Origin of the sequence: Tepidamorphus sp. 3E244, from assembly GCF_046159835.1 — a bacterium.
Classification (GTDB): Bacteria; Pseudomonadota; Alphaproteobacteria; order Rhizobiales; family Tepidamorphaceae; genus JACKJK01.
The window spans coordinates 40629-67024 of sequence record NZ_JBJXCY010000003.1 but is presented as its reverse complement, the minus strand read 5'-3'; the positions used below and the strand labels follow the sequence as shown (position 1 = coordinate 67024).

Genomic DNA, 26396 nt, shown 5'->3' with positions numbered 1-26396 from the left:
TCGTTTCGAACCGGACCTGACGAGCGCGGCCATTTCGGCATGTTCGGCGGGCGGTTCGTCGCCGAAACGCTGATGCCGCTGATCCTTGAGCTGGAAGAAGCGTGGGAAGCCGCCAAGGCGGACCCGGACTATGCCCGCGAACTCGCGGACCTCGGCAAGCACTATACCGGCCGTCCGAGCCCGCTTTATTACGCCGAACGGTTGACCGAGCATTGCCGCAAGCAGGGCGGCACCGGGCGCGGCGCGAAGATCTATTTCAAGCGCGACGAGCTGAACCACACGGGCAGCCACAAGATCAACAACTGCCTCGGCCAGATTCTGCTGGCCATGCGCATGGGCAAGACCCGCATCATCGCCGAAACCGGCGCGGGCCAGCACGGCGTCGCAACCGCGACCGTGTGTGCGCGTTTCGGCTTGCCGTGCGTGGTTTACATGGGCGCGACCGACGTCGAGCGCCAGAAGCCCAACGTCTTCCGCATGAAGCTGCTGGGCGCGGAGGTGATCCCGGTCACCGCCGGCGCCGGCACGCTCAAGGACGCCATGAACGAGGCCCTGCGCGACTGGGTCTCCAATGTCGAGGACACCTATTACCTCATCGGCACCGCGGCCGGCCCGCACCCATACCCGGAGATGGTCCGCGACTTCCAGTCGGTGATCGGCGCGGAAGCGCGCGAGCAGGTCATGGCCGCGGAAGGCCGCCTGCCGGATGCGATCGTCGCCTGTGTCGGCGGCGGATCGAACGCCATCGGCCTGTTCCACCCCTTCCTCGACGACAAGGACGTCAAGATATGGGGCGTGGAAGCCGGCGGCCACGGCGTCGACACCGACGAACATTGCGCCTCGCTCACTGCTGGTCGCCCCGGCGTGCTGCACGGCAACCGCACGTACCTGCTGCAGGACGATGACGGGCAGATCCTCGAAGGCCATTCGATTTCCGCCGGTCTCGACTATCCCGGCATCGGGCCGGAACATTCCTGGCTGAAGGACTCGGGCCGGGTAAACTACGTGCCCATCACCGACAGGCAAGCGCTGGACGCCTTCCAGCTCTGCACCCGGACCGAGGGCATCATCCCGGCGCTGGAACCCGCCCACGCGCTCGCCCACGTCGTGCGCATGGCGCAGGAGATGGACCAGGACGAGATCATCGTCATGAACATGTGCGGGCGCGGCGACAAGGACGTCTTCACCGTTGCCGGTCATCTCGGCGTGGACATGTGAACAGCGAGCCGTTGAGGGCGCTGTTCCGCCGCATTCATGGACATGGTGAGGAAACCCGGCTACCTCATGCAACGCTGTCGCGCTCAGCGCCTCTCGGTTGCGCGCGCAACGGCGGAAAAGACCTTTCTGGCAGGATCGTCTGAATGATCAACACACGGATCGATGCACGCTTCGCGGCATTGAAGCAGGAGGGCCGCTCCGCGCTGGTGACCTTCATCACCGCCGGCGACCCGGACTACGACACGTCGCTCGAGATCCTGAAGGGCCTGCCTGCCGCAGGTGCCGACGTGATCGAGCTCGGCATGCCCTTTTCCGACCCGATGGCAGATGGCGTCGCGATCCAGCTTGCCGGGCAGCGCGCGCTGAAGGGCGGGCAGACCCTGCGCAAAACGCTTCAGATGGTCCGTGACTTCCGCGAGGGCGACAACGAGACCCCCATCGTGCTGATGGGCTACTACAATCCGATCTACAGCTACGGCAACGAGGCATTCCTCACCGATGCCGCCAAGGCCGGTGTCGACGGGCTGATCGTGGTCGACGTGCCGCCGGAAGCCGACGACGAGCTGTGCCTGCCCGCCATGGAGCACGGCATCAGCTTCATCCGGCTGGCGACGCCCACCACCGACGAGAAGCGCCTGCCGCGCGTGATGGAGAACACCTCCGGCTTCGTTTATTACGTGTCCGTCGCGGGCATCACGGGCACGCAGGCGCCCGACCCGCAAAATGTTGCCAAGATGGTGTCCCACGTGAAGACGGCGACGCCGCTTCCCGTTTGCGTCGGCTTCGGCGTTCGCACACCGGAACAGGCAGCGGCCATTGCGCGCGCTGCCGACGGTGTGGTCGTCGGCTCGGCGCTGGTTGAAGCCGTGCGCACGTCCCTCGACGATGACGGCAAGGCCGGCAGCGCCACCGTTGCCGGCGTCCACACGCTGGTGTCCGAGCTTGCCGCCGGAATCGCCACTGCAAGTCCCGCCTGAAGGAGGCGTATCGCGTGAACTGGCTGACGAGTACGTTGCGACCCAAGATCCGGCAGATGCTGGGTGCAAAGCGCGACACGCCGGAAAACCTCTGGATCAAGTGCCCCGAGAGCGGGGAGATGGTCTTCCATCGTGACCTGGAGGCGAACCACTACGTGGTGCCCGTCTCCGGCTACCACATGCGCATGCCGCTGGAAGCGCGGCTGGAATGGTTGTTTGGCGGCACCAACTACACGACCATCGAAGTCAGCGATGTTCCGCTCGACCCGCTCAAATTCCGCGACGAGCGCCGCTACACCGATCGCCTGAAGGACGCCCGCGCCAAGAACGAAACCATCGACGCGGTAACGGTCGCGACAGGCAAGCTGGACGAACTCGACATCACCGCCGCGATCCAGAGCTTCGACTTCATGGGCGGATCACTCGGCATGGCGGCGGGTGAAGCCGTCGTCACCGGCCTCAACACCGCAGCCAAGCGCGACACGCCCTTCATCATGTTCGCAGCCTCCGGCGGCGCGCGCATGCAGGAAGGCATCCTGTCGCTGATGCAGATGCCGCGCACGACTGTTGCCGTGCAGGCCTTCCGCGAGACGGGCAATCCCTACATCGTCGTGCACACCAACCCGACGACCGGCGGCGTGACCGCCTCCTACGCCATGCTCGGCGACATCCATATCGCAGAGCCCGGCGCGCTCATCTGCTTCGCCGGCCCGCGCGTCATTGAGCAGACGATCCGCGAGCAATTGCCGGAAGGCTTCCAGCGCGCGGAATACCTGCAGGAACACGGCATGGTCGACATGGTCGTGTCGCGGCTGGAGATGCGCGAGAAGCTGAAGAGCATGTGCGCCATGCTGAAGCACAAGCCGGCTACGCAGACGCTGCCCGTCTCCGAGGCACTGCCGCCGCCCGCCCAGCAAGCCGAGCCGCCCGCAGCACCCCACGAAACGCCCGCAGACTGATCCAGCCATGGCGCAGTCCGATGCGATTCTCGACCGGCTCGCCGGTCTGCACCCGAAGATCATCGATCTGTCGCTGGACCGCATGTGGCGTATCCTCGACAGGCTCGGTCATCCGCACCTGAACCTGCCCCCGGTGATCCACGTTGCCGGGACCAACGGCAAGGGCTCCACGGTCGCCTTCATGCGCGCCATGCTGGAGGCTGCCGGCAAGGGCGTGCACGTCTATACCTCGCCCCACCTCGTCCGCTTTCACGAGCGCATACGCCTTGCGTCTCCCGATGGCGGCAAGCTGGTGGCCGAGCCGGTGCTTGCGGAAGCCCTCGAACACGCCGAGACGCTCAACGAGGGCGTGCCGATCACCATTTTCGAGATCACCACCGCTGCCGCGCTGCACCTGTTCGCGACCCATCCCGCCGACGTGCTGCTGCTGGAGGTGGGTCTTGGCGGGCGGCTCGATGCGACCAACGTCATCGACACGCCGCTGGCGAGCGTCATCACCCCCGTCTCCCACGACCATGCCGGCTATCTCGGCGACAGCCTGCCGGGGATCGCCCGCGAGAAGGCCGGGATCATCAAGCCGGGTGCGCCCTGCGTGGTGTCGCGCCAGCCCGACGAGGCGCTCGACGTGATCCTGGAGATCGGCGTCGAACGCGGCGCGCCGCTCTTCGTCTCCGGTCGCGACTGGAATGCGCGGCTGGAAAATGGCCGCATGATCTTCGAGGATTCATCCGGCCTGATCGACCTCACGGCGCCGCGCCTGCCGGGCCGGCACCAGATCGAGAACGCGGGCGCTGCCATCGCCACCCTGCGCGCTGCCGGGTTTGCGTTGCATACCGACGATATCGAGGCGGGATTGCAGTCCGTGCAGTGGCCGGCCCGCATGCAGGCCATCTCCCAGGGACCTGTCGTCGAGGCCGCCCCGCCTGGTTCTGAAATCTGGCTCGATGGCGGTCACAACCCGTCCGCCGGTGAAGTGCTCGCCGTGCGCCTGGCCGAGATGGAGGAAGCCTCCGCCCGCCCGCTGGTGCTGGTCTGCGGCATGCTGACGACCAAGACGGCGACGGGCTTCTTCGCGCCGTTCGCGGGGCTGGCGCGTGAAGTTCTCACCGTCGAAATTCCCGGCGAACCGGCGAGCTTCACGGCCGAAGCCCTCGCCGAGCAGGCACGCATCGCCGGCGTGCCGGCGCGACCGATGCCTGACCTGATGTCGGCGCTGGCAGCCATCGACACCGACGAGCCGCCGCGCATCCTCATCGGCGGATCGCTCTACTTCGCGGGCCACGTGCTGGCCATGCAGGACGCGGTTCTCGCCTAGAAGCCGACATGAAAAAAGGCGGCGCTTTGGGCGCCGCCTTCGAAATTCCTGGTCTGACCGGAAACGATCAGAGGCCGGACTGAACCCAGTCGGCCAGCTTGCTTTTCGACGAGACGCCGATCTGCGTCGAGGCGACTTCGCCGTTCTTGAACATCAGCAGCGTCGGGATGTTGCGGATGCCGTATTTGGCGGGCGTCTGCATGTTGGAATCGACGTCCATCTTGACGATTTTCACGCCGGACATTTCTTCCGAAATCTCTTCCAGCATCGGGGCGATCTGCTTGCACGGGCCGCACCATTCCGCCCAGAAATCGACGACGACGGGCTGATCCGCCTTGAGAACCTCGGATTCGAATTCGGCGTCGGTGACCTGTTGGGTAGCCATCTCTGTCTCCTGCTTGCGCCGGTTCGATCAGGAATCGGCTTGTCGAATTTGAAGCGAAGGTAGGTAGCCGGTCTGCGAGCGTCAAGGCGACGCGCAGGCGCCATGCGCTTCGGACTGCGCCGCGTCAACGTGGCCGCTACTCACGGCGCAGGCTGAGCGCTATTTTGCACATCATGAGAGTTTTTCCGCGCTTGCTCGCGCCACTCGTGGCGCTGCTGATCTGCTTGGGCGCAGCGGGTGCCGGCCCTGCGCTGGCTGAGCCGCGCCGCCTCGATGCCGTGGAAGCCTATAACCGCGCAGAGGCCGGGAAGCTCCTGCTCGTCGATATCCGCACGCCCGAGGAATGGCGCAGCACCGGGGTCGCCGAACCGGCGATCACGATCTCGATGATGGATCGCGGCTTCCTGCAAAAGCTCGATGCAGCGCTTGGCGGCGACCGGGACGCGCCGTTCGCACTCATCTGCGCAACGGGCGGGCGCAGTGCCATCGTTGCCCGCGCGCTCGAAAACTATGGCTATTCCCGTGTGCACGATGTGTCCGAAGGCATGAGTGGCTCGCCGATGGGGCCGGGCTGGCTGGCCCGCAAGATGCCGCTGCGCAAGCCGGACTAGGGCGTCGTCGGCTCCCAGACGGGGCCGTAATCGTCGCTTCCCTTGAACTGAAGCCCGAACGCCTCCTCCACCCGCTCGCGCGTCAGCACGGCGGACGGTGGACCGTCTGCGGTGATCCGGCCTGCCTGCAACAGCAGCACCGTGTCGCAATGGCGCGCGGCGAGCGCGAGATCATGCGAGGCGGCAATCACCAGCGTGCCGGCATCGGCGATGGCCCGCAGCCGCAGCATGATCTCGATCTGGTAGCGCGGGTCGAGCGCGGCAATCGGTTCGTCCGCGATCAGGACCGGCGCTTCCACCGCAAGCGCGCGCGCCAGCATCACGCGGGCGCGTTCTCCGCCCGACAGGGTATCGACCCGGCGGCCTTCCAGGTGCTGCGTTCCGGTCGCGCCCAGCGCCTGCGTCACCGCGTCCTGGCCGATCGGGCGCTCGCCGTCCCCGTGCGGCAGCCGCCCCAGCGCCACGAGGTCGCGCGCACTGACAGGCCATGAGACGGACGCAATCTGCGGCAGGTAGGCGATGCGCCGCGCCCGCTCGGCCGGAGCAAGGCTTTCGACCGGGTCGCCGAACAATTCAATTGTCCCTTGGTGCGCGATGACACCGGCAAGTGCGCGCAGCAGTGTTGTCTTGCCCGCGCCGTTGGAGCCGACCACACCGACGAAACCGGAGGTGAGGCTCAGGTCCACGTCGCGCAGGATCGCGCCTGCGGACATGTCTCGCGCGGAGATGGTCGGGACGCTGGTCGTGGACATGATCTCGACCCTCACCCGATGTCGCGCGAGGCGCGTTCGCGCGCCACCAGCAGGAAGAAGAATGGCGCACCCACCAGCGCGGTGAGCACGCCGATCTTGAGTTCGCCGATGGTCGGCAGCGCGCGCACCGCGATGTCCGCGATGCTGAGCACGGCGGCACCCGCGAGCGCCGAGGGGACCAGCACCTTGTCGGGCCGTCCGCCGGTCAGCGGCCGCACCAGATGCGGCACGACGAGGCCGATGAAGCCGACCACACCCGAGACCGCGACTTGCGCGCCAACCGTTGCCGCAACGCCCACGAGCAAGGCCGTGCGCCGCAGGGGCGTGTCGGTGCCAAGCGAGCGGGCGGTTTCCTCGCCAAGGGTGAGAGCCGCGATGAGCCGGCGCTGCGACAGCATCAGCGCCATGCCGCCCGCGATGAACGGCGCGGCGATGGCGACATGCACCATGGAGCGGTCGGAAAAGGAGCCAAGCAGCCAGAAGGCGATTTCCAGCGCCAGAAAATCGTTCGGCGCGAGGTTGAGCGTCAGTGCCACCAGCGCACCGGCAAAGGTCGACAGCGCAAGCCCCGCGAGGATGACGGTCAGCGGGCGCGCATCACGGCCGGACAGCCACAGGAGCGCGCCGATCGAAACCAGCGAGGCGGAGACGGCGGCCAGCGGCAGGATGAGCGAGCCGGTGCCCGCGATGCCGAGCGCAAGGATCGCGACCGCTCCGAAGGCGGCCGCATTGCCGGTGCCGAGCAGGTCCGGCGAGGCGAGCGGGTTGCGCAGCAGGCCCTGCAGGGCCGCACCTGCCATCCCGAGGCCCGCCCCGCACAGCGCGGTGAGCAGCGCGCGCGGCAAGCGCAGTTCCTGCATAATGAGGGTCGAGGAGGTGTCAGCCGTGCCGAACAGGCCGCCGAGCATTTGCGCGAATGTCAGGTCCGCAGGCCCGGTGACGAGCGACACGGCAAATGCGGCCAGTGCGACTGCGGCCAGCGCAATCGTCAGTCCGGTTGGTCCTGGGAAAACGCGTGTCGCCATCGCGCGCACTTAAGCGGGCAGGTGCGCCGGTGTGAAGCCATCGGGGTCGGGAATCGGTCAGTCGTGGACAGAATTATTTCCGGGCAACAGAATCCGAGATGCGCGGCACGTGGTAGTAGCTGTCCTTCAAAACCAGCTTTTCGGTGATGATCTGCCCGAAAAGCGGCGTGAAGGTGTACGAGCCTTCCGTGAAGATCACGCTGGTCGCATTGGCCGCGATGCTTTCGGGCACGAGGATCTCGGTGTCCTTGGCGTAGGCGCTCTGGTTCTTGCCGTCGCTCCAGATCACCTTGGCCTCGCGCTTCTGGCCCTGCTTCTTCTTGGTGATTTCCAGGCTCGAAACCCGCAGCTTGATGGTCGACTTGTCGTAGGGCGCCATCAGCGCGTTGGCGATATTGAAGATGTTGTTGATCTCCGGCGTGGTGATCTCTTCGGATTGGGCAACAAGGTCGCCGATGGCGCTGGTCATAACCGAGACCTTCCGGTCCACCATGACGCCCTGGGTCAGGTCGACGGAGCCAAGATAGGCCGCGACCATGACAGGTGCGACGAGGGCGAATTCCACCGCAGCGATGCCGCGTTCGTCGGAAACGAAACGCCCGATCAACGGCAGCCGCTGCAGGGCGCGGACGGCCTTGCAGGGCGTATCGGATTTTGAGCGGTTCAGCATCTTGTGCGATCCTCAGAAGGGTTCGTTGCGAAAGGTGATGGCGCTGGTGAGCATGAAATTGCCGTTGGCAAGGTCGCCCAGCTTCACGCCGTTCCCGTGTGGTACGGCCATCAGGGGCACCCAGACGGGCCATTCGTAGAAGGCGCGCACGACGACGATGTCCTCGCGGCCACCCATCTGGAAGGTGAAGTTCTTGTCGTCCAGTTCGCCCTTGTCGATGGGCTTGCTCATGTCGGTGGCGTTGAAGTCGGCATAGGTCCGCACATCCACCTTCAGGTTCGACTGGCAATCGAACAGCGTGCCGGACGACAGGCAGATCGCGGACTTGAAGTCGGCCGCGGTATAGCCCGATGCCTGCGCCTGGCCCGTGCGGATCAGGCGGGCGGCCTCGGTGGTCGCGTTGTCGAGAACCTGGCCGGAAAAGAAGATCAGGCCGATCTGGATGATGGCGAACATCAGCGCAAAGAAGGGGGCAGCGATCAGGCCGAATTCGACAGCCGTCGTGCCGCTGTCGTCGCGGCCAAAGCTGCGCCGGCCGGCGGATATCGCGCTCGTTTCGGGGAAGACCGTGTCGGCTTCGTGTTGCTCGTTGCTACGCATCTACTTGCCACCAGCACGCGTGTTGCAGGTCACGCCGCAGCGCTCGCGTGGGTGCCTCCGGCGCGCGGCAATCAGTACAGTGCCATTGCTAGCAGCAAACAGTTTCAGAACTGTTCGGGCTTCGGCGGCGAATTGTGGAAAGAAGCTAATGACCGGTTAACCGGTCCTTGGCCCGAGGCTTAAAACGACAATTGGCCTACTGGCTCGCCTGGCCCTTGCCCATGTCGAGCGTGGTGGAAACCTGGCCCTGCAGGTTGGTGAACTCGTCCACCGCGTCGCCGGCGCGCAACGTACGTTCACAGGCCGGAGCGCAGGTATAGGTGAGGCGCGCCGCGCCCTTGTGCATGGTCACCGTGTTGCGCGGCGTCGAAACCGCGACGTCAGCCTCGTGAACGATCTTGCCGAGCGAGTCGAGCACGATGAGGTTGGTCTCGCCGAAGGCCTTGCCGGTAATGATGAGGGTCGTCTGGTCGTAGACCGAGGCATCCGCGATGACCGGGTTGCCGATGACGATGGTGTCCACCGGAACATCGACCCGAACGAGCATCGCCCGGTCGACACCGACGACGAGCCGCTCCGCACGTGCCTGCGTGGCGAGCAGCAGGGCTGCACAGGCAACGACGGCGGCCCTGGCAAGCATTCCAGTGTGTGGGATCGGGTTGCGCGGGCGCATCAAGCTCTCCGTGGGTGGGTCACCTTTGGAGTGCAGTTAAGCCCTTGAATGGTTAATCAATCGCGAAGATACCGCCCCATCCGTCCTCACGCGTGTATGCGTGCGCGTACGGCACGCGATACATTATAGATTCCTGCGGCAATTGACGTTGCGTCCGGTTCGCCTCATGGCCGGCGGCGAACATTCGCGCAAAGCCCGAGACGGCTTGTTAACCCCGTTGAACGCGCGGCGCTGAAAAGACTTTTTTAGCCGTTCCGGTTAAGCCGTCCGAAAGGCGCCCCCTGTAGCTTCCAGTTCGTGCAGGGACGGAGACAAATACCGTTCCGCAAAACAATGGTTGGAACTAGGAGTAGAGTACAATGAAAGCCGTCATCAAGAACTTTGCCAAGGACGAATCCGGTGCGACCGCCATCGAGTATGGCCTGATTGCCGCCGGCATTTCCGTCGTCATCATCACCGTCGTCGGCCAGGTCGGCACCAGCCTGACCGCCACGTTCACGTCGGTGAAGAACGCGCTCTAGGTTTTTTCCAAGAGCGAAGAATTAGAGGGCCGCTGCGCGCCGCGCAGCGGCCTTTTTTCTATTGCGGCATCGGCCCTGGGGCAGAGAACCGAATCTTTAGGCTCGCGCGCTAGGCTCTCATTTAACAATGACCGAAGCCGGGGCCTGAACCGTGAAGCTGCTGATCGTCTACGTCTTTCCCTTCGCCATGATGATGGCGGCCTTCCTCGACCTGCTGACCATGAAGCTGCCGAACCGCTTCGTGATCGCCTTCGCGGCCGCGTTCTTTCCTGCCGCGCTCGCCGTGAGTCTGCCGTGGGAGGTGATCGGTTCGCACGCGGTTGCAGGCGGTGCCATGCTCGCCGTGACTTTTTCCATGTTCATCGCCGGCTGGATCGGCGGCGGCGATGCCAAGTTCTTCGCGGCGTCCGCACTGTGGCTCGGCTGGGAGCATCTGCTCGAATACAGCCTGCTCAGCGCGTTCCTCGGCGGAATTCTCACGGTCGGCCTGTTGTTTGCGCGCACCTACCCGCTGCCGATGTTCCTGGCCCGGCAGGAGTGGGTGCTGCGTTTGCACGCCCCGCGCACCGGCATCCCGTATGGCGTTGCCATGGCCATGGCGGGCATTCTCATGTTTTCCCAGACCCAGTGGGGAACGGCGCTCGGATTGTGATCGGTTGCAACCGAAGCCAAACGGCAAATTCCTGATTGATTAGACCCTGTTAACCATAAGTTGACTCTCGCAGGCGTAGGCTGCGCTCCAGTAGACCCAGTGTCATGTGACCCGGAGCATAGTTATGCGTTCTGCACGGTTGGTTATCCTCGCGATTGCGCTCTTCGCCGGCGCCGTCGCCTTCCTGATCGTTCGAAATATCGGCCAGGCCCCCGAAGCCGAAGTGGTCGAGGTCGAGAAGCGTATCGACGTCACCCAGGTGCTCGTCGCCTCCCGCGACCTGCGTCCCGGCACGATCATCAATCCCGATGATCTGGAATGGATCGAGTGGCCTGAATCGGGCGCTCCCAACCTGATCCGTCAGGATGCCAACCCGGAAGCCATCGAGTCCATGCAGGGCTCGGTCGTGCGCTCCGAACTGTTCCACGGCGAACCTGTCCGAAATTCCAAGGTCGTGAGCGTCGGCGGCGGCGGTTATCTCTCCGCCGTGCTGCCTGCCGGCATGCGCGCCATTTCCACCGCCGTGTCGCCCGAAACGGGCGCGGGCGGCTTCATCCTGCCCAATGACCGCGTCGACGTGATCATGACGCGCCGCGAGCAGGACCCCTACGAGGAGGGCCGCGAGATCGTCGTCTCCGAGACGGTTCTCAACAATGCCCGCGTACTCGCTATCGACCAGTCGGTCGAGGACAAGAACGGCGAATCCGTCGTCGTCGGCTCCGTGGCAACTCTCGAACTCGATCCCGAGCAGGCCGAGACGCTGGCTCTCGCCCAGCGCATGGGCGAGCTGTCGCTCACGCTGCGCTCGATACTTGATGGCAAGGACCCGAGCTCGTCGGCCAAGGGGCTTAACCCCAACCGCCGCGGCAACACGGTCAAGATGGTTCGTTTCGGCGTCGCCACCCAGGTGACCGGCGCGCAGTAAAACCAAGGTGTTTGGTGAAGCTATGTCGAACGCGAAAACAATGAACGCCCCTGCACGCTGCGCCGCAATCGCAAGGCGCATGTTCGCGGTCGCCGCGACGGTGTTCGTGATGGCGCTGGCCCAGCCGGCCACAACGCTGCTGGCTGCCGACCAGACGCTCGTGCTCGACGATTTCGCCGCACGCTCGGTGCAACTGGGCCTCAACAAGTCGCTGGTCGTCGACCTGCCACGCGATGCAGCCGACGTCCTCGTCTCCAGCCCCAAGGTGGCCGATGCTGTGATGCGCTCCTCGCGCCGCGCTTACCTGATCGGCATGGAGATCGGCGAGACCAACGTCTTCTTCTTCGATGATCGCGGCGAGCAGATCGCCGCACTGGAAATCGTCGTCAGCCGCGACCTGCGCCCGCTGGAGCACACCATCTCGCAGCTGATCCCGGGTTCGGACGTGCGCGCCGAATCCATGGCCGACAACATCGTGCTGTCCGGCATGGTGCGCTCGCCGCTCGATGCCCAGAAGGCCATGGACATTGCCGCCCGCTTCGTCGGCGACAAGGAGAAGGTTCTCTCCATGATCGGCGCGGAAGGCTCCGAGCAGGTCACGGTGAAGGTGCGCATTGTCGAGGTGAAGCGCTCGACGCTGAAGCAGCTCGGCATCGACTTCCCCAACGCCGTCATCGCGGCCGGCAGCTTCGCCTCCAGCATGTCTGTTGCCCATGCCTTCGGCGCAACCAACCTCTCGCCGCCCAACTCGGTGACCGGCACCTGGACCAGCGGTGGCAACTCGGTCTCCGCGACCGTGCGCGCTCTGGAAAAGCAGGGCCTGCTGCGGGTTCTCGCCGAGCCGAACCTCTCCGCCATCTCGGGTGAATCGGCAAAGTTCCTCGCCGGTGGCGAGTTCCCGGTTCCCGTTGGCCGCGACAGCGATGGCAACATCATTATCGAGTACAAGGAATTCGGTGTCGGGCTCGCCATCCAGCCGGTCGTCATGTCGGGCGAGCGCATCTCCCTGCGCGTGTCCTCGGAAGTGTCCGAACTGTCGGACGAGGACCAGATATCGCTGGGTTCGATCTCTCTGCCTTCGATCACGGTGCGCCGCGCCGAGACGACCGTGGAAATGCCCTCTGGCGGCTCGCTCGTCATCGCAGGTCTCATCCGTCAGGACCGCAACCAGGTCATCAACGGCCTGCCGGTGGTGAAGGACCTGCCCATTCTCGGCGCGCTGTTCCGCTCCACCGACTTCGTCAACAACGAGACCGAGATGGTCGCCATCGTGACCCCGCACCTCGTCAAGCCGGTTGCCGAGCGCGAGCTGTCCATGCCGTCCGACAACCTGCACGCACCCAACGACCACGAACAGTACCTGCTGGGCCGCCTCAACAAGATCTACGGCGTGTCCGGCGCCCAACCGGAAGGCCCCTATCACGGCCATATCGGTTTCATCGTCAAGTAAGCCGCAACGCCGGTGGAGAGTAAGATGTACATCAGGTCAAGAGACGCCATGCCCCGCCCGCCGCTGCGCCGCGCCCTGTGCGCTGCAGCCGTCGCGGCCCTCGCCATCGGCGTGGCCGGCTGCAAGACGACATCGGGCCACACCAGCTCGGTTCCCCTGCACTACGACCAGCGCCACCCGATCACCGTCGGCTACCAGCCGGTGGGCATCGTGGTGCACGCCGACCCGTCAACCCGCGGCCTGCATCCCGAAGACGCAACCGAGATCGCGGCGCTCGCCCGCCAGTATCGCAACTCCGGTCAGGGCGCGATCCACCTGCAGGCGCCCACCGGACCGGGCCTGGAAAGCGTCGTCCATGCAAGCTCGACGCAGATCCGCGAGATCCTGCGCCGCGAGGGCGTCGATCCCTCCGTCCTCAGCGTTCACACCTACCGCGCCGAATATGCCGGCCCGGCCGCCATGAAGCTGGTCTTCTACCGCTACGCCGCGGAAGCCGGCCCGTGCGGCAACTGGCCGGAGAACGTCGCGCACAACCCCGCCAACACCTCGCACTATGATTTCGGCTGCTCGACGCAGCGCAATCTCGCGGCGATGGTGGAAGACCCGCGCGACCTGCTCGGACCGCGCGGCCACGGCCCGCGTGACGCCATGCGCCGCGCCACCGTTCAGGACAAGTATCGCAAGGGCGAGGACACCGCGACGGTCTATACCGACGAGGGCGCCCAGGTCAGCGAGGTTGGCGGACAATGACGCTGGCGCACGAATTCGACGACCGCCGCGAACCCCAGTTCGAAGCGCCGCAGGCCACCAACGATGCCGCCCGGCAGGCGGCAACGCTGCTGCCGCGCATCTCGATACAGGCCTTCTGCGAGACACGCGACGTGTTCGGCGCGCTGGAGGAAGCCCGCGCCGACCGCCGCACCAGCCGCGCCCAGATGAGCGTCCAGATGGGCGGCATCGGCGCTGCGGTCGATCTCTACGCGGACTCCCCGACGCCCAATATCGTGATCCTCGAAACCTCGGCCACCGGCGACCGCCTGATGCAGGACCTCGCCGCGCTGGCTGATGTCTGCGAAGCGGAAACCGAGGTCATCATCATCGGTCACGCCAACGACATCATGCTCTACCGCCAGCTTCTGTCGCGCGGCGTGAGCGAATATCTCGTGGCCCCCATCGGCCCGGTCGATGCCATCGCCGCCATGTGCCGTCTCTATGCACAGGAAGGCGAGGACCACGCCGGCCGCTCGGTCGCCGTGATCGGCGCCAAGGGTGGTGTCGGTGCGTCCACGGTCGCGCACAACTTCGCGTGGTCGCTGTCGCAGGACATGATGAAGAATGTCGCCATCGCGGACCTCGACCTGCCTTTCGGCACCGCCGGCCTCGACTTCAACCAGGACCCCAGCCAGGGCATCGCGGATGCGATCTTCGCCGGCGACCGCCTCGACGAGAGCCTCATCGACAAGCTGCTGTGGAAGTGCACGGACCGGCTCAGCCTGTTCGCGGCCCCCGCGACGCTGGAACGCGACTACGACATCGATTTTGAATCCGTCGAACCGGTGATCGACCTGCTGCGCGGCCTGGTGCCTCAGCTGGTGCTCGACATGCCGCACCAGTGGAATGCGTGGACGCGCCAGACGCTGATGGCCGCCGACGATATCGTGATCGTCGCAGCGCCCGACCTCGGCAACCTGCGCAATGCCAAGAACCTCGTCGATCTGCTGGCTCAGCACCGCCGCAACGACCGCGAGCCGTTCCTCGTGCTGAACCAGATCGGCATTCCCAAGCGGCCCGAGATTTCGCCGCAGGAATTTGCCGGCGCGCTGAACCTCGATATCGCTGCGGAAATCGCGTTCGAACCGCAGATCTTCGGCATGGCAGCCAACAACGGCCAGATGATTTCCGAGACGCAGGCCAACGCCAAGGCGGCGGATGCCTTCCGCACGCTGGCGCGTGCCGTCGTCGGCCAGTCGGACGCGCCGCGAGGCGCCAACTCCCTGATCGCCCAGTTGATGGACCGGCTGAAACTCTCCAAGGCAGGCAAGTAGGCAGGCGCGGAAGCTCAAGATGTTCGGAAAGCGCGGAAACAAGGGAGCCGGTATCTCGGAGCGGCCGAAACAGGGTTTCGGACACGCAGCCGAGCGCTTGCCCGATCCCGAAGAACTGCCGGACGCACCGCGCGGCCAGGTTCAGCCCGTGCCGGAATACGTGCGGCCGGCCCAGTCAGAGGCACCGCCACCGCAATCCGCGCCGACGCCACAGCCCGCAGCGCCTGCAGGCGCTGAACCCGCAGCTTCTGCCCCGCCGCCAGCCCCGGCCGATTTCGGCACCATGCGCGAGGCCGACCCTTCCAGCCTGCCGCAGCCGACATCGTTCGGTTCCGGGCTGCAGGATGACGACATGCCGCTTCCCGGCACCAAGCCCGTGAAGATGGAAAAGGCTGCAAAGGCCGCGAAGCCGCAGCAGCAATCCAGCCAGCAGCGTCCGCGGTCCGAAGACTATTACGACATGAAGACGCAGATTTTCTCTGCGCTCATCGACGCCATCGACCTGTCGCAGCTTGCGCGCATGGATGCCGACACCGCGCGCGATGAAATCCGCGACATCGTCAGCGAGATCATCGCGCTCAAGAACGTCGCCCTGTCGATTGCCGAGCAGGAAGACCTGCTCGACGACATCTGCAACGACGTGCTCGGCTACGGCCCGCTGGAGCCGCTCCTGGCGCGTGACGACATCGCCGACATCATGGTCAACGGTGCCGAGACGGTCTACATCGAAGTCGCCGGCAAGATCCAGCAGACCAACATCCGCTTCCGCGACAACGCGCAGTTGCTCAATATCTGCCAGCGCATCGTCAGCCAGGTCGGCCGCCGCGTCGACGAATCCAGCCCGATCTGCGACGCGCGCCTCATGGACGGCAGCCGCGTCAACGTCATCGCCCCGCCGTTGGCGATCGATGGCCCGACGCTTACCATTCGTAAGTTCAAGAAGGACAAGCTGACCCTCGAGCAGCTGACGAAGTTCGGCTCGATCTCGCCGGAAGGCGCGCGCATCCTTCAGATCATCGGCCGCTGCCAGTGTAACGTCCTGATTTCCGGCGGTACCGGCTCGGGCAAGACGACCCTGCTCAACTGCCTGACGCAGTTCATCGACGCCGACGAGCGCATCATCACCTGCGAGGATTCCGCGGAACTGCAGCTCCAGCAGCCGCACGTTGTCCGCCTGGAAACCCGCCCGCCCAGCCTGGAGGGCACCGGCGAGATTACCATGCGCGACCTGGTGAAGAACTGCCTGCGTATGCGCCCCGAACGCATCATCGTCGGCGAAGTGCGTGGACCCGAGGCGTTCGATCTGTTGCAGGCGATGAACACGGGCCACGACGGCTCCATGGGCACGCTGCACGCCAACTCCCCGCGCGAGGCGCTGTCTCGTGTGCAGGGCATGATCACCATGGGTGGCTTCGCGCTTCCGCCGGCCACCATCCGCGAGATGATCGTGTCGTCGGTGGACGTCATCGTCCAGGCCCAGCGTCTGCGTGACGGTTCGCGCCGCATCACCCACATCACCGAGGTGCTCGGCACCGAAGGCGAAGTCATCACCACCCAGGACATCTTCGTCTTCGACATCGAGGGCGAAGACGCCAACGGCAAGATTCTCGGCAAGCACCGCTCGACCGGCATCGGCCGTCCGCGCTTCTGGGAGCGTGCCCGATACTTCAACGAGGAGCGCAATCTCGCAGCGGCTCTGGATGCCGCCGCCGCTGCCGAGCCCGACGGCATGGGGGTCTGACCGTGCCGTCCGATTTCCTGATGCAGCTTTCGGTCATCGTCTTCGCGATGGCCTGCGTGGGCGGTCTCGCCTGGGTCTTCGTCATGCCGCGTCTCGATGGCACGGCCAAGACGGCCCGGCGCGTTCACACCATCTCCACCCGCACGAATGCCTCGACCACAGCCGCCGGACGCGAGCGCGACAACTCGCGCCGCAAGCAGAAGGTCGAGGACACGATCAAGGATATCGAGCAGCGCTCCAAGAAGCAGCGCAAGCGCGATCTCAAGATGGACATTCGCGGGGCCGGCCTGCAGTGGACCGTGAAGAAGTTCTGGATCATCTCGGTCGTGATGGGCCTCTCCGCGACCCTTGCCAGCTTCATCCTCAAGGGGCCGATGCTGGTCACCCTGGCCTGCCTCGTCATCTTCACCTTCGGCTTCCCGCGCTGGCTGCTGTCCTTCCTTGCCCGCCGCCGCGAGGCTGCCTTCCTCAACGAGTTCGCCAACGCAGTCGACATCATCGTGCGTGGCGTGAAGGCCGGCCTTCCGCTCAACGACTGCATCCGCATGGTGGCTGCCGAATCCGCCGAGCCGGTGAAAAGCGAGTTCCGTTCGCTGGTCGAGACACAGGCACTCGGCGTCAACATGGGTGATGCCGTGCAGCGCATGTACGAGCGGATGCCGCTGGCGGAAGTCTCGTTCTTCGTCATCGTCATCACCATCCAGCAGAAGACGGGCGGCAACCTGTCCGACACCCTGTCGAATCTCTCCAAGGTGCTGCGCGACCGCAAGAAGATGAAGGCCAAGATCGTTGCCATGAGCCAGGAGGCGAAGGCCTCCGCCGCGATCATCGGAGCGTTGCCTCTGGTCGTCATGGGCCTCGTGACCATGACCAGCCCCGACTACATCTCGCTGCTGTGGACCGACCCGATGGGCCACCTGATGCTGATGGGCTCTGCCTTCTGGATGTTCTGCGGCGTGATGGTCATGCGCAAGATGATCAACTTCGACTTCTAAAAGGGCGCGAGCGATGCAGCTGACCACACTCTTCCTCGACCCGACCTTCCTGGCGAGCCTGCTGGCGGCGCTGGCCGTTGGCGCGACCGTGATGACGCTCGCAGGTCCGCTCGTACAGCCCGACAAGCTGAAGACCCGGATGAAGACGGTTGCGCTGGAGCGTGACAAGATCCGCCAGCGCGAGCGTGCCCGCCTCAACGAACAGTCGAAAAACCCCGTTGCACTGCGCAGCGCGCCGAAGGCTTCGGTCCAGCAGTTCGTCGACAAGTTCAACCTGCGAAAGCATCTCGAAGACGGCGAGTTGAAGGAGCGCCTGCGGATGGCGGGCCTGCGCGGCGACGCGCCGCTCTACACCTTCATCTTCCTGCGCATCATCCTGCCGCCGGTCTTCTTCGCGGTGGTGATGTTCTATTTCTTCGTGCTTGGCGGCTACTCGGACCGGCCGCCGATGCTGCGGCTGGGCCTTGGTGCAGGCATCGCATTGCTTGGCTTTTTCGCCCCCAACATCTTTCTCAAGAACCGCATCCAGAAGCGCCAGCTTGAAATCCAGCGTGTCTTCCCCGACGCCCTCGACCTGATGCTGATCTGCGTAGAAGCGGGCATGTCCATCGAACAGTCCATGCGCAGGGTCTCTGAGGAAGTCGGCGAACGCTCCGTCGCGGTGGCCGAGGAATTCGGCCTGTGCACCGCCGAACTTTCCTACCTCCAGGACCGTCGCGTGGCATACGAAAACCTCGCCAAGCGCACTGGCCTGCCCGGCGTGAAGGCGGTCACGACCGCGCTCATCCAGGCGGAACGCTACGGCACGCCGCTGGCCCACGCCCTGCGCGTCATGGCGCAGGAAAACCGCGACATGCGCATGTCGGAAGCTGAGAAGAAGGCGGCCGGCCTGCCGCCGAAGCTGACCGTGCCGATGATCTTGTTCTTCCTGCCGGTGCTATTCATCGTCATTCTCGGCCCGGCAGCGATCCGCGTCATGGAAATCTGACGCACAGCCGGCGCCGCACTTTGCAATGACCAACGAAAAAAGCCCCGGCCAACGACCGGGGCTTTTGCGTGTTCGGAGATGGGAACCGCCTGTGGGCGGTGACGTGCCTCAGCCGCGGCCGCGGCTCTTCTTGATCTCGTCCCAGGAATTGTTCTGCGACATCATCTTGCGCATGTAGCGCACGTTTTCCTGCGCCTGCGCGGGACCAAGATCCTTGGCGAGCTCGGCTTCGGCTTCCTTGAACTTGCCCTGCATGCCGTAGACCAGCGCGAGGTTCTGGCGAACCTGCGGCTCGGCCATAGGCTTGGCGCTGGCGCGTTCCAGTGTCTGCTGCGCGCCGCGAATGTCACCGGCGAGCGCCTGGGAAAGACCCATGTTGGATAGGATTGCCGGCTCGTCGGGTTTCAGCGCCAGCGCCTTCTTGTAGGCGTCCTGCGCGTCATCGTGGCGGCCGACGGAATCGTAGGATGCACCGAGCGCGGAATAGGCGGACCAGTCGCGGCTTCCCGCCTGGTCGGCGCGCTCCAGCACGGCAATCGCCTGCGGGCCGGGCTTGCGCTTTGCCAGCACCCGCCCGAAGGCGGAGAGAAGCTCGGCATCGTTGGGGTTGTGTCCGACCGCGTCGGCATAGACGCCGGCGGCTTCATCGCCCCGCCCAGTCGCGTCCAGCGCCTGCGCGTAGCCGAGCGCCACCTTCGCGTCCTTGGGGTCGCGCTTGTAGGCCTTGGCCCAGCGCTCGACGATGGAATTGTTCTTGGCAAGCTGTGCCTGCGCCTGGGGGCTGCCGCCGCTACCGGCGAGCGAACCGGTCGTCATGCGCTTCTGCCCGCAGGCAGTGAGCGTGAGCGCCAGGGCCGTTGTGGCCGCCAGCATCGCGATGCGCGAACGGCGGCTTCTCGAAACGCGAAGCAACATGATAACTCGTCCTGTACTTGCGCCGCCCGGAACTCACTGATGGCAGGCGCGACAGGTAAGAAATAAGCTGTTAACCCTAATTTCCCGTTAAATGACCTCCCGTTTCCTGCCCGAAAGGTTCGCCTCCATGCCCGCATCCCGCTCCTTCGCCTTCAACCAGACGGTGAGCCGTTGCCTCGTGAAGGACGCGAAGAACGCGGTGCCGATTGATGCGATGGACGCAAAGGCCTTCAAGGGGCTGAAGAAATCCGACAAGGCCGCCCACGGCTGGTGCGAGCAGACCGGCTTCAAGGGAAGTGCCGGCCAGATCGCGTTGCTCCCCGATGGCAACGGCAAGCTCGCCCGCGTGCTGTTCGGCCTTGGCGATGACCCGGCACCGTTCCTGCCGGGCAAGCTCGCGACCGGCCTGCCCGCCGGCACGTTCCGTTTGGGCGAGGGTTTCGAAGACCCGCGCATGGCGGCCATCGCCTTTTGCCTCGGCAGCTACCGCTTCGAGCGCTACACCAAGCCGAAGGACGAGAAGTCGTCACCTGTGCTCGTCTGTCCGCAGGGCGTCGACCATGCCGAGATTTCGCGCATCGCGTCGGGCGCGGCCATTGCCCGCGATCTGGTGAACATCCCCGCGAACGACATGGGGCCGGACGAACTGGAAGCAGCCGCGCGCGACCTTGCCGCCACCCACAAGGCGAAGATCAAGGTCATCAGCGGGGACGCGCTGCTCAAGCAGAACTTCCCGATGATCCACGCGGTCGGTCGCGCCAGCACCCGCGCGCCGCGCCTGATCGACATGACCTGGGGGCCTGCGAAGGCACCGAAGGTGACGTTGGTCGGCAAGGGCGTCGTGTTCGACACCGGCGGCCTCGACCTCAAGCCCTCTGCCTTCATGCGCCTGATGAAGAAGGACATGGGCGGCTCCGCCAACGTCCTGGGCCTCGCCCACATGATCATGGACGCAAAGCTCAACCTGCGCCTGCGGGTACTCATCCCGGCGGTGGAGAATTCCGTCGCGGGTGATGCCTTCCGTCCCGGCGACGTGCTGCCGAGCCGCAAGGGGCTGACCGTCGAGGTCGGCAACACCGACGCCGAGGGCCGTCTCGTGCTGGCCGACGCGCTCACCTACGCGGACGAGGAAAAGCCGGACCTGATCGTCGATCTGGCGACGCTCACCGGTGCGGCGCGCGTCGCGCTCGGTCCCGACCTGCCGCCGATCTTCTCGCGCGACGACAAGCTCTGCGAGGACCTGCAGGCGGCGGGCGAGGCGGAGAACGATCCCGTCTGGCGGCTGCCGCTGTACAAGCCCTACGCCAAGCTACTGAAAAGCCCGGTGGCCGATGTCTGCAACATCTCGAGCGGCGGCCATGCCGGGGCAATCACGGCAGCGCTGTTCATGGAGAAATTCGTGGAAGATGCCGGCGCGTGGCTGCACGGCGACATCTTCGCGTGGCGCCCGAGCAGTGACGCGGGCCGCCCGGAAGGCGGCGAGGCGCACGCCATCCGCGCGCTCTATCACGTGCTGTCGGCCCGCTACCCGTCTGGTGCATAGGCGTTTCGACTCGCAATCTACCCCTCCGGCGCGTTACTATAATTCGCCTCCGTAACGATCCTTGAATTCTCCCGTTGCGGGCAGGGAAATGCGTGAATGTCGGTCGAAATCACCTCCATCGAGGCTCTCAAGCTGTGGCATGACGTCCACCTGGATGTCGTGCGCGATGGTGATACCGACCTGACCGCGCGCCAGATGGCGATCCTGCTGACGATCTATCTCGACCCGCCGCCGCACACGGTGCGGGGGCTGGCTAAGAAGCTGAACGTCACCAAGCCGGTCATTACCCGCGCGCTCGACACCATGGGCAAGGCGGGTCTCGTCACCCGCCGCCGCGACGAGGCGGACAAGCGCAACGTCATCATCCAGCGCACGGTCGGCGGCTCGCTCTATCTCGACCGGCTGAGCGACCAGATCATCGCGCGCGCCAGGGCAACCGGGGCATGAGCACCGATCTCGACCGCAGGCTGAACGCGTTCTCTCCCGAACTGGCGGATGCCCGACTGAAAGGCCAGGTCGAGGCCGCACGCTTCGTGGAGGGTGAGCCGGCCCGCATCATCGAGCCGGTCGTTCGGCTTTTCCCCACGGCCCAGCACGGCGCAATCGCCGATACAGAGCTTCTCATGGGCGAGGCCGTCCGCGTCTTCGAGACGACGGACGAGGGCTGGGCATGGGTGCAGTCCGACGTCGACGACTATGTCGGCTGGTGTGCGGCTTCCGCGCTTGGGCCAGTTGCGCCCGAACCGACCCACCGCGTCACCGCCTTGTGGACCCATCTCTATGCCGCGCCCCACATCAAGACGCCGCCTGCGGGCTTTGCGCCGCTGAACGCGCATCTGTCGGTCGAGGGAACGGCGGCAGGGTCTTCCGGCACGGCTGCAGGCGGCGCGGCGGCAAGCGCCGAGCGCTTCGTGAAGCTCGCCGACGGACGTTTCGCCATCTCACGGCACCTCGCGCCACTCGATGCGTCTCCGCCGACCGACTTCATCGGGCAAGCGCGCAAGTTCATCGGCACGCCCTACATGTGGGCCGGACGCACCGCGCGCGGCATCGACTGTTCCGGGCTGGTGCAAATGGGGCTGGCCGCCTGCGGCGTGAAGGCACCGCGCGATTCCGACATGCAGGAACGCGGCCTTGGCACGCCCGTCAACGAGAGCGATCCCGGCGCGTGGCAACGCGGCGATCTCGTCTTCTGGAAAGGTCACGTGGGCATCGTGTCGGAACCCGGCACGCTGCTCCATGCCAATGCCCACCACATGGCGACGGTCGAGGAACCGCTTGGACCCGCCGTCGAGCGCATCGCCGGTGCGGGCCTTCAGGTGACGAGCGTGAAAAGGCTTTAATACCCGCGCCCGCGATCCACGATGTTGATGAGCGGGTCGTCGCGCTCATGCCGATCTATGGCTTCCACGATTCCTTCAACAATTGCCGCCGGATCGCTGTCGGCCGCGATATGCGGCGTGACCGTCACCAGCGGGTGCTGCCAGAACGCACTGTCCTCCGGCAGCGGCTCCTGCTGGAAAACGTCGAGGCTCGCCGCCCGCAGCACGCCGTTATTGAGCGCGTCGAGAATGTCGTCCTCGTTCTGGAGCGCGCCCCGCCCGGCATTGACGATTGCCGGAAAGCGCTGCGGCAGCACGCCGTCCTGCGCCAGCTTGCCGAGGAGCGCCTTGTCGATGATGCCTGCGGTGTCCGGTGTTGAAGGCAGCAGCACAACGAGAATGTCGGTGCGCGCGAGAAATTCATCCAGCCCGGCCTCGCCGCTGAAGCAATCGATGCCCGCGATCTGCTTCTCGCTGCGGCTCCAGCCCGCCACCTGGAAGCCGAGCGCGGCAAGCTTCTCTGCCGCATCGCGCCCCAGCACGCCAAGGCCCATGACGCCGACGCGCACCGCGTCCGCCGCCGGTTGCCACAGCGGCTCCCACTTGCCCTCCCGCTGGAAGGCGTCGTAGGCACGCTGCTGGCGATGGTGCATCAGGACCTGCAGCACCACCCACTCGGTCATGCGCATGGTGAGGTCGTCATTCACCACCCGCACGATCGGCACGTCGGGCAGGTCATCGCGCTTCAGCAGGTGGTCGACGCCGGCACCCAGCGAGAACATGATTTCGAGGTTCGGCAGGTTGCCGAGAAGGCCGTCGGGCGCGTTCCACGCTGCCACGTACTTGATCTCGGTCGGATCGTAGTCCTGATCGTGGGTGACGAGTTGCAGGTCGGGCGCAGCCTGTCGGAACCGCTCGACCCACGGGCCATAGTCCCATCCGGTCAGTGCAAGCAGGAACATCGGCTCAGGCCCCCTTCGTCAGTTCTTTGCGGTGCCGCGCGAACCACAGCAGCGCAATCGCCGTGTAGCCGTTGTGGAGCAGGCCGGCATCGAGCGCGGCGAGTGCTTCGTCCGGGTCGGCGAGGAACGGGCGGATGACTTCGCTCTCGGCCTCCAGACCGGATTCCTGCGGCAGCTCCGTGGCATCGACTTCGGCGAAATAGAGATGCCCGCGCTCGGCGATGAAACCCGGCGAGGGCACGAAATCGAAGGCACGGCGCAGACTGTGCGCTTCAAGGTGCGTTTCCTCTTGCAACTCGCGGCGCGCGGTGGCTTCCACGTCCTCGCCATCGTCAACGAGGCCCGCCGGTATCTCGATCATGTCGCCGCCGCCACCGGTCAGGTGCGCGCCGAGCCGGAACTGGCGCATCAGCACCAGCTTGTTGCGGATCGGATCGAAGGGGAGGATCGCGACCACGTCGCCGATCTCGAAGAGCAAACGCTCCTGCTCCACATCGCCGCCGCCGCTTCGCGGGATCTTGACCGTGTGCAGCGCCAGCGGACGGAAGCCGTCATAGGCGACACGTCGCGTGGTGGGAATGTCGAGGTCGGCGTCGGCGATCGTCTCGTCGCGGCTCATTGCGCGACGACGCTTTCGTCCACGGCCTCGATGTCGAAGGCGGCTGCCATCAGCGCCTTGGTGTACTCGGTTTCGGGCTGCTCGAAGACCTTCTCGGCGGGACCGGCTTCCACCACCTTGCCCTGCCGCATGACGATGATCTCGTTGGCGAGCGCGCGAACCACCTTGAGGTCGTGCGAGATGAAGAGATAGGCCAGGTTGCGCTTCTTCTGCAGGTCGCGCAGCAGGTCGACGATCTGCGCCTGCACGCTCATGTCCAGCGCGCTGGTGGGTTCATCCAGCATGATGAACTTCGGCTCCAGAACGAGCGCGCGCGCAATGGCGATGCGCTGGCGCTGGCCGCCGGAAAACTCGTGCGGGTATCGGTCCATGGTCGCCGGGTCGAGGCCGACTTCTTCCAGTGCGGCGGCAACGCGGGCGCGGCGCTCCTCGCGCGAAAGTCCCGCGCCGTGGACGTTCAGTCCCTCCGACACGATCTCGGCAATCGACATGCGCGGGCTGAGAGAGCCGTACGGGTCCTGGAAGACGATCTGGATGTCTTTTCTCAGCGGCCGCATCTGCTTGAACGACTTCTCGTCGATCTTCACGCCCTCGAACTCGATGTCGCCGTCGCTGGCGATCATGCGCGTCAGCGCAAGCCCGAGGGTCGTCTTGCCGGAGCCGGATTCACCCACCACGCCCAGCGTCTGCCCGGCGCGCACCGTCACGTCGATGCCGTCCACCGCCTTCACGTGGTCGACCGTCTTGCGAAAGAAGCCTTCCTTGATCGGGAACCACACCTTGATGTCGTCGCCTTCCATGACGACGTGCGCGCTCTCGTCCAGCGGCTGCGGGTCGCCCTTGGGCTCAGCGGACAGAAGGTGCTTCGTGTAGTCGTGCTGCGGGTCGGAGAAGATCTGCTTCGTCGGTCCCTTCTCGACGATCTCGCCGCCCTTCATCACGCAGACCTTGTCGGCGAATTTTTCCACGATGCCGAGATCGTGGGTGATGAGCAGGATCGCCATGTTGTGCTGCGCCTGAAGCTCCTTGAGCAGCTTCAGGATCTGCGCCTGCACCGTCACGTCCAGAGCCGTCGTCGGCTCGTCGGCGATCAGCAGGTCCGGTTCGTTGGCTAGCGCCATGGCGATCATCACGCGCTGGCGCTGGCCGCCGGAGAGCTGGTGCGGGTAGCTGCCGAGACGCTTTTCGGGATCGCGGATGCCGACCTGGTTCAGCAGTTCGATGACGCGGGTGCGGATGGCATCACCCTGCAGGCCCTTGTGCAGTTCGAGGATCTCGCCGATCTGCTTTTCAATGGAGTGCAGCGGGTTCAGCGAGGTCATCGGCTCTTGGAAGACCATGGTGATCTCGTTGCCGCGCACAGACCGCATCTCGCGGTCGGTCAGGCCCATGAGGTTCTTGCCCTCGTAGATGATCTTGCCGGAAGGGTGCTGCGCCGCCGGGTAGGGCAGGAGCTGCAGCACCGAGAGCGCCGAGACCGACTTGCCGGAACCGGATTCGCCGACCAGCGCCAGCGTCTCCCCGCGCGCGATGTCGAAGGAGACGTTCTTCACCGCGTGGGTGACGTTGCCGCCTTGCACGAAGTCGACGCTGAGGTCTTCGACCGTGAGGATGGTTTCGCCTGTCATGCGTGGGCCTCTGTGGGGGCGTCAGCGCAGACGCCGAATTCGATTTCGACCGTGGCGTGCTCGATGCCGAACCTGTCGTGCAGCAGCGTCTTGATGCCGCGCGTTGCGATGACAATGTCGGAGCCGGGTGTCAGCCGGGCATGAAGCGTCGCCATGGGCTTGGAGTCGGTCAGCATCCAGACGTGGACGTGGTGCACGTCCTCCACGTTCTCGATGTCGGCGACGAGCACGGGCGCGATGTCTTCAGAGGTCACGTGCTTCGGCGCGGCCTCGATGAGGACCCGGCCCGCATCCACCGTCACCGTGTAGGCGCTGCGCAGGATGATGAGCGCGACGACGACGGACAGGATCGGATCGATCGGCGTCCAGCCCGTCCAGATGATGACGGCGCCCGCCGTGATTGCCGCCAGCGAGCCCAGCAGATCGCCCATCACGTGGGCGGCGGCGGCGCGCATGTTGACGTTGTCCTCGCTGTGGCCGTGGAGCAGCGCGAAGGCCGCGATGTTGACAGCAAGTCCGATGATCGCGATGGCGAGCAGCATGCCGCCGGCCACCGGGACCGGGTCGTTGATGCGGTGCCAGGCTTCCCAGCTAATCCACAGTGCGATGGGCACCAGAGCCAGCCCGTTGACGAAGGCGGCCAGCACCTGGAAGCGGCCGAAACCGTAGGACCGCTTGCCGTCCGCCGGGCGGCGCGCCAGCCGCGTCGCCAGCAGGGCAAGCCCCAGCGACAGGAAGTCGGTGACCATGTGCCCGGCATCGGCCAGCAGCGCCAGCGAGCCGGACATGATGCCGCCGACAACTTCGGCCAGCATGAAGCCACCGATCAGCAGCGCGGCAAAGAGCAGCTTGCGCTCGTGACCTTCGTCTTCGTTGCCGTGGTTGTGTGAATGCGCCATGCGGGA

The 26396-nt window shown here is 65.4% G+C and carries 27 protein-coding genes and 1 pseudogene; 17 read left to right on the top strand and 11 right to left on the bottom strand.

What is annotated here, in order from left to right:
• Positions 1–39 precede the first annotated feature (39 nt).
• The 4 genes from trpB (at position 40) to ACKTEK_RS15530 (ending at position 4469) form a co-directional block, all read left to right on the top strand.
• On the top strand, positions 40–1218 hold the full coding sequence (gene trpB / locus ACKTEK_RS15545; RefSeq protein ID WP_409166311.1) for a tryptophan synthase subunit beta: 1179 nt from the start codon (positions 40–42) through the stop codon (positions 1216–1218).
• Positions 1219–1361: 143 nt separating this feature from the next.
• Complete coding sequence (trpA, locus tag ACKTEK_RS15540; RefSeq protein ID WP_409166230.1) at positions 1362–2195, top strand: tryptophan synthase subunit alpha; 834 nt, start codon at positions 1362–1364, stop codon at positions 2193–2195.
• Positions 2196–2209: 14 nt separating this feature from the next.
• Positions 2210–3154, top strand: a complete 945-nt coding sequence (gene accD, locus ACKTEK_RS15535; RefSeq protein WP_409166229.1) for an acetyl-CoA carboxylase, carboxyltransferase subunit beta — start codon at positions 2210–2212, stop codon at positions 3152–3154.
• 7 nt (positions 3155–3161) lie between these two features.
• The gene (locus ACKTEK_RS15530; protein ID WP_409166228.1) at positions 3162–4469 is read left to right on the top strand and encodes a bifunctional folylpolyglutamate synthase/dihydrofolate synthase; all 1308 of its coding nucleotides are present in this window, start codon (positions 3162–3164) and stop codon (positions 4467–4469) included.
• A 67-nt stretch (positions 4470–4536) separates the two neighbouring features.
• Here ACKTEK_RS15530 and trxA read toward each other — a convergent pair.
• Positions 4537–4860 (bottom strand): annotated as a pseudogene (gene trxA, locus ACKTEK_RS15525) (thioredoxin); the annotation flags it as partial.
• A 185-nt stretch (positions 4861–5045) separates the two neighbouring features.
• On the opposite strand from trxA, the gene ACKTEK_RS15520 reads away from it, so the two are divergent.
• Positions 5046–5465: a rhodanese-like domain-containing protein gene (locus tag ACKTEK_RS15520; protein ID WP_409166227.1), complete on the top strand. Its 420-nt coding sequence runs from the start codon at positions 5046–5048 to the stop codon at positions 5463–5465.
• Here ACKTEK_RS15520 and ACKTEK_RS15515 read toward each other — a convergent pair.
• The 5 genes from ACKTEK_RS15515 to ACKTEK_RS15495 all read right to left on the bottom strand — a co-directional run bounded on the left by ACKTEK_RS15515 (position 5462) and on the right by ACKTEK_RS15495 (position 9185).
• Positions 5462–6217 (bottom strand): ABC transporter ATP-binding protein, encoded by a 756-nt coding sequence (locus ACKTEK_RS15515; RefSeq protein WP_409166226.1) that lies wholly within the window; start codon positions 6215–6217, stop codon positions 5462–5464. The two genes, ACKTEK_RS15520 and ACKTEK_RS15515, sit on opposite strands and share 4 nt — an antisense overlap.
• Positions 6218–6228: 11 nt before the next feature.
• Complete coding sequence (locus ACKTEK_RS15510; protein WP_409166225.1) at positions 6229–7242, bottom strand: FecCD family ABC transporter permease; 1014 nt, start codon at positions 7240–7242, stop codon at positions 6229–6231.
• 73 nt (positions 7243–7315) lie between these two features.
• Entirely contained in the window at positions 7316–7912 is a 597-nt protein-coding gene (locus ACKTEK_RS15505) for a TadE/TadG family type IV pilus assembly protein (protein WP_409166224.1), read from the bottom strand.
• Between the two features lie 12 nt (positions 7913–7924).
• Positions 7925–8512, bottom strand: coding sequence for a TadE/TadG family type IV pilus assembly protein (locus tag ACKTEK_RS15500; RefSeq protein WP_409166223.1), 588 nt, complete (start codon positions 8510–8512; stop codon positions 7925–7927).
• Positions 8513–8708: 196 nt separating this feature from the next.
• Entirely contained in the window at positions 8709–9185 is a 477-nt protein-coding gene (locus ACKTEK_RS15495; protein ID WP_409166222.1) for a pilus assembly protein N-terminal domain-containing protein, read from the bottom strand.
• A gap of 359 nt (positions 9186–9544) precedes the next feature.
• On the opposite strand from ACKTEK_RS15495, the gene ACKTEK_RS15490 reads away from it, so the two are divergent.
• The 9 genes from ACKTEK_RS15490 (at position 9545) to ACKTEK_RS15450 (ending at position 18502) form a co-directional block, all read left to right on the top strand.
• A complete protein-coding gene (locus ACKTEK_RS15490) occupies positions 9545–9706 on the top strand; it encodes a Flp family type IVb pilin (protein WP_409166221.1) in 162 nt (53 codons plus the stop codon).
• A gap of 151 nt (positions 9707–9857) precedes the next feature.
• Positions 9858–10358, top strand: a complete 501-nt coding sequence (locus ACKTEK_RS15485; RefSeq protein WP_409166220.1) for a prepilin peptidase — start codon at positions 9858–9860, stop codon at positions 10356–10358.
• A 124-nt stretch (positions 10359–10482) separates the two neighbouring features.
• A complete protein-coding gene (gene cpaB, locus ACKTEK_RS15480; protein ID WP_409166219.1) occupies positions 10483–11283 on the top strand; it encodes a Flp pilus assembly protein CpaB in 801 nt (266 codons plus the stop codon).
• Positions 11284–11323: 40 nt separating this feature from the next.
• A complete protein-coding gene (locus tag ACKTEK_RS15475; RefSeq protein WP_409166218.1) occupies positions 11324–12733 on the top strand; it encodes a type II and III secretion system protein family protein in 1410 nt (469 codons plus the stop codon).
• Between the two features lie 48 nt (positions 12734–12781).
• Complete coding sequence (locus tag ACKTEK_RS15470; protein WP_409166217.1) at positions 12782–13483, top strand: CpaD family pilus assembly protein; 702 nt, start codon at positions 12782–12784, stop codon at positions 13481–13483.
• Entirely contained in the window at positions 13480–14778 is a 1299-nt protein-coding gene (locus ACKTEK_RS15465) for a CpaE family protein (protein WP_409166216.1), read from the top strand. The genes ACKTEK_RS15470 and ACKTEK_RS15465 overlap by 4 nt, the downstream gene beginning before the upstream one ends.
• 382 nt (positions 14779–15160) lie before the next feature.
• The gene (locus ACKTEK_RS15460; protein ID WP_409166310.1) at positions 15161–16519 is read left to right on the top strand and encodes a CpaF family protein; all 1359 of its coding nucleotides are present in this window, start codon (positions 15161–15163) and stop codon (positions 16517–16519) included.
• Positions 16520–16539: 20 nt separating this feature from the next.
• Complete coding sequence (locus ACKTEK_RS15455; protein WP_409166309.1) at positions 16540–17514, top strand: type II secretion system F family protein; 975 nt, start codon at positions 16540–16542, stop codon at positions 17512–17514.
• 13 nt (positions 17515–17527) lie between these two features.
• On the top strand, positions 17528–18502 hold the full coding sequence (locus tag ACKTEK_RS15450; protein ID WP_409166215.1) for a type II secretion system F family protein: 975 nt from the start codon (positions 17528–17530) through the stop codon (positions 18500–18502).
• 108 nt (positions 18503–18610) lie between these two features.
• On the opposite strand, the gene ACKTEK_RS15445 is transcribed toward ACKTEK_RS15450, so the two are convergent.
• Positions 18611–19417, bottom strand: a complete 807-nt coding sequence (locus tag ACKTEK_RS15445; RefSeq protein WP_409166214.1) for a tetratricopeptide repeat protein — start codon at positions 19415–19417, stop codon at positions 18611–18613.
• Between the two features lie 127 nt (positions 19418–19544).
• Here ACKTEK_RS15445 and ACKTEK_RS15440 point away from each other — a divergent pair, with 127 nt between their 5' ends.
• The 3 genes from ACKTEK_RS15440 (at position 19545) to ACKTEK_RS15430 (ending at position 22303) form a co-directional block, all read left to right on the top strand.
• The gene (locus ACKTEK_RS15440; protein ID WP_409166213.1) at positions 19545–20960 is read left to right on the top strand and encodes a leucyl aminopeptidase family protein; all 1416 of its coding nucleotides are present in this window, start codon (positions 19545–19547) and stop codon (positions 20958–20960) included.
• A gap of 96 nt (positions 20961–21056) precedes the next feature.
• On the top strand, positions 21057–21407 hold the full coding sequence (locus ACKTEK_RS15435) for a MarR family transcriptional regulator (protein ID WP_409166212.1): 351 nt from the start codon (positions 21057–21059) through the stop codon (positions 21405–21407).
• Entirely contained in the window at positions 21404–22303 is a 900-nt protein-coding gene (locus ACKTEK_RS15430; protein WP_409166211.1) for an NlpC/P60 family protein, read from the top strand. Before ACKTEK_RS15435 ends, ACKTEK_RS15430 begins: the two co-directional genes overlap by 4 nt.
• On the opposite strand, the gene ACKTEK_RS15425 is transcribed toward ACKTEK_RS15430, so the two are convergent.
• The 4 genes from ACKTEK_RS15425 to ACKTEK_RS15410 are packed head-to-tail and all read right to left on the bottom strand — an operon-like array spanning position 22300 to position 26390.
• Positions 22300–23244, bottom strand: coding sequence for a 2-hydroxyacid dehydrogenase (locus ACKTEK_RS15425; RefSeq protein ID WP_409166210.1), 945 nt, complete (start codon positions 23242–23244; stop codon positions 22300–22302). The genes ACKTEK_RS15430 and ACKTEK_RS15425 overlap by 4 nt on opposite strands.
• A gap of 4 nt (positions 23245–23248) precedes the next feature.
• Positions 23249–23863: an NUDIX domain-containing protein gene (locus tag ACKTEK_RS15420; RefSeq protein ID WP_409166209.1), complete on the bottom strand. Its 615-nt coding sequence runs from the start codon at positions 23861–23863 to the stop codon at positions 23249–23251.
• Positions 23860–25491, bottom strand: a complete 1632-nt coding sequence (locus ACKTEK_RS15415) for an ABC transporter ATP-binding protein (RefSeq protein ID WP_409166208.1) — start codon at positions 25489–25491, stop codon at positions 23860–23862. Before ACKTEK_RS15415 ends, ACKTEK_RS15420 begins: the two co-directional genes overlap by 4 nt.
• Positions 25488–26390, bottom strand: coding sequence for a cation diffusion facilitator family transporter (locus ACKTEK_RS15410; protein ID WP_409166207.1), 903 nt, complete (start codon positions 26388–26390; stop codon positions 25488–25490). Before ACKTEK_RS15410 ends, ACKTEK_RS15415 begins: the two co-directional genes overlap by 4 nt.
• Positions 26391–26396 lie beyond the last annotated feature (6 nt).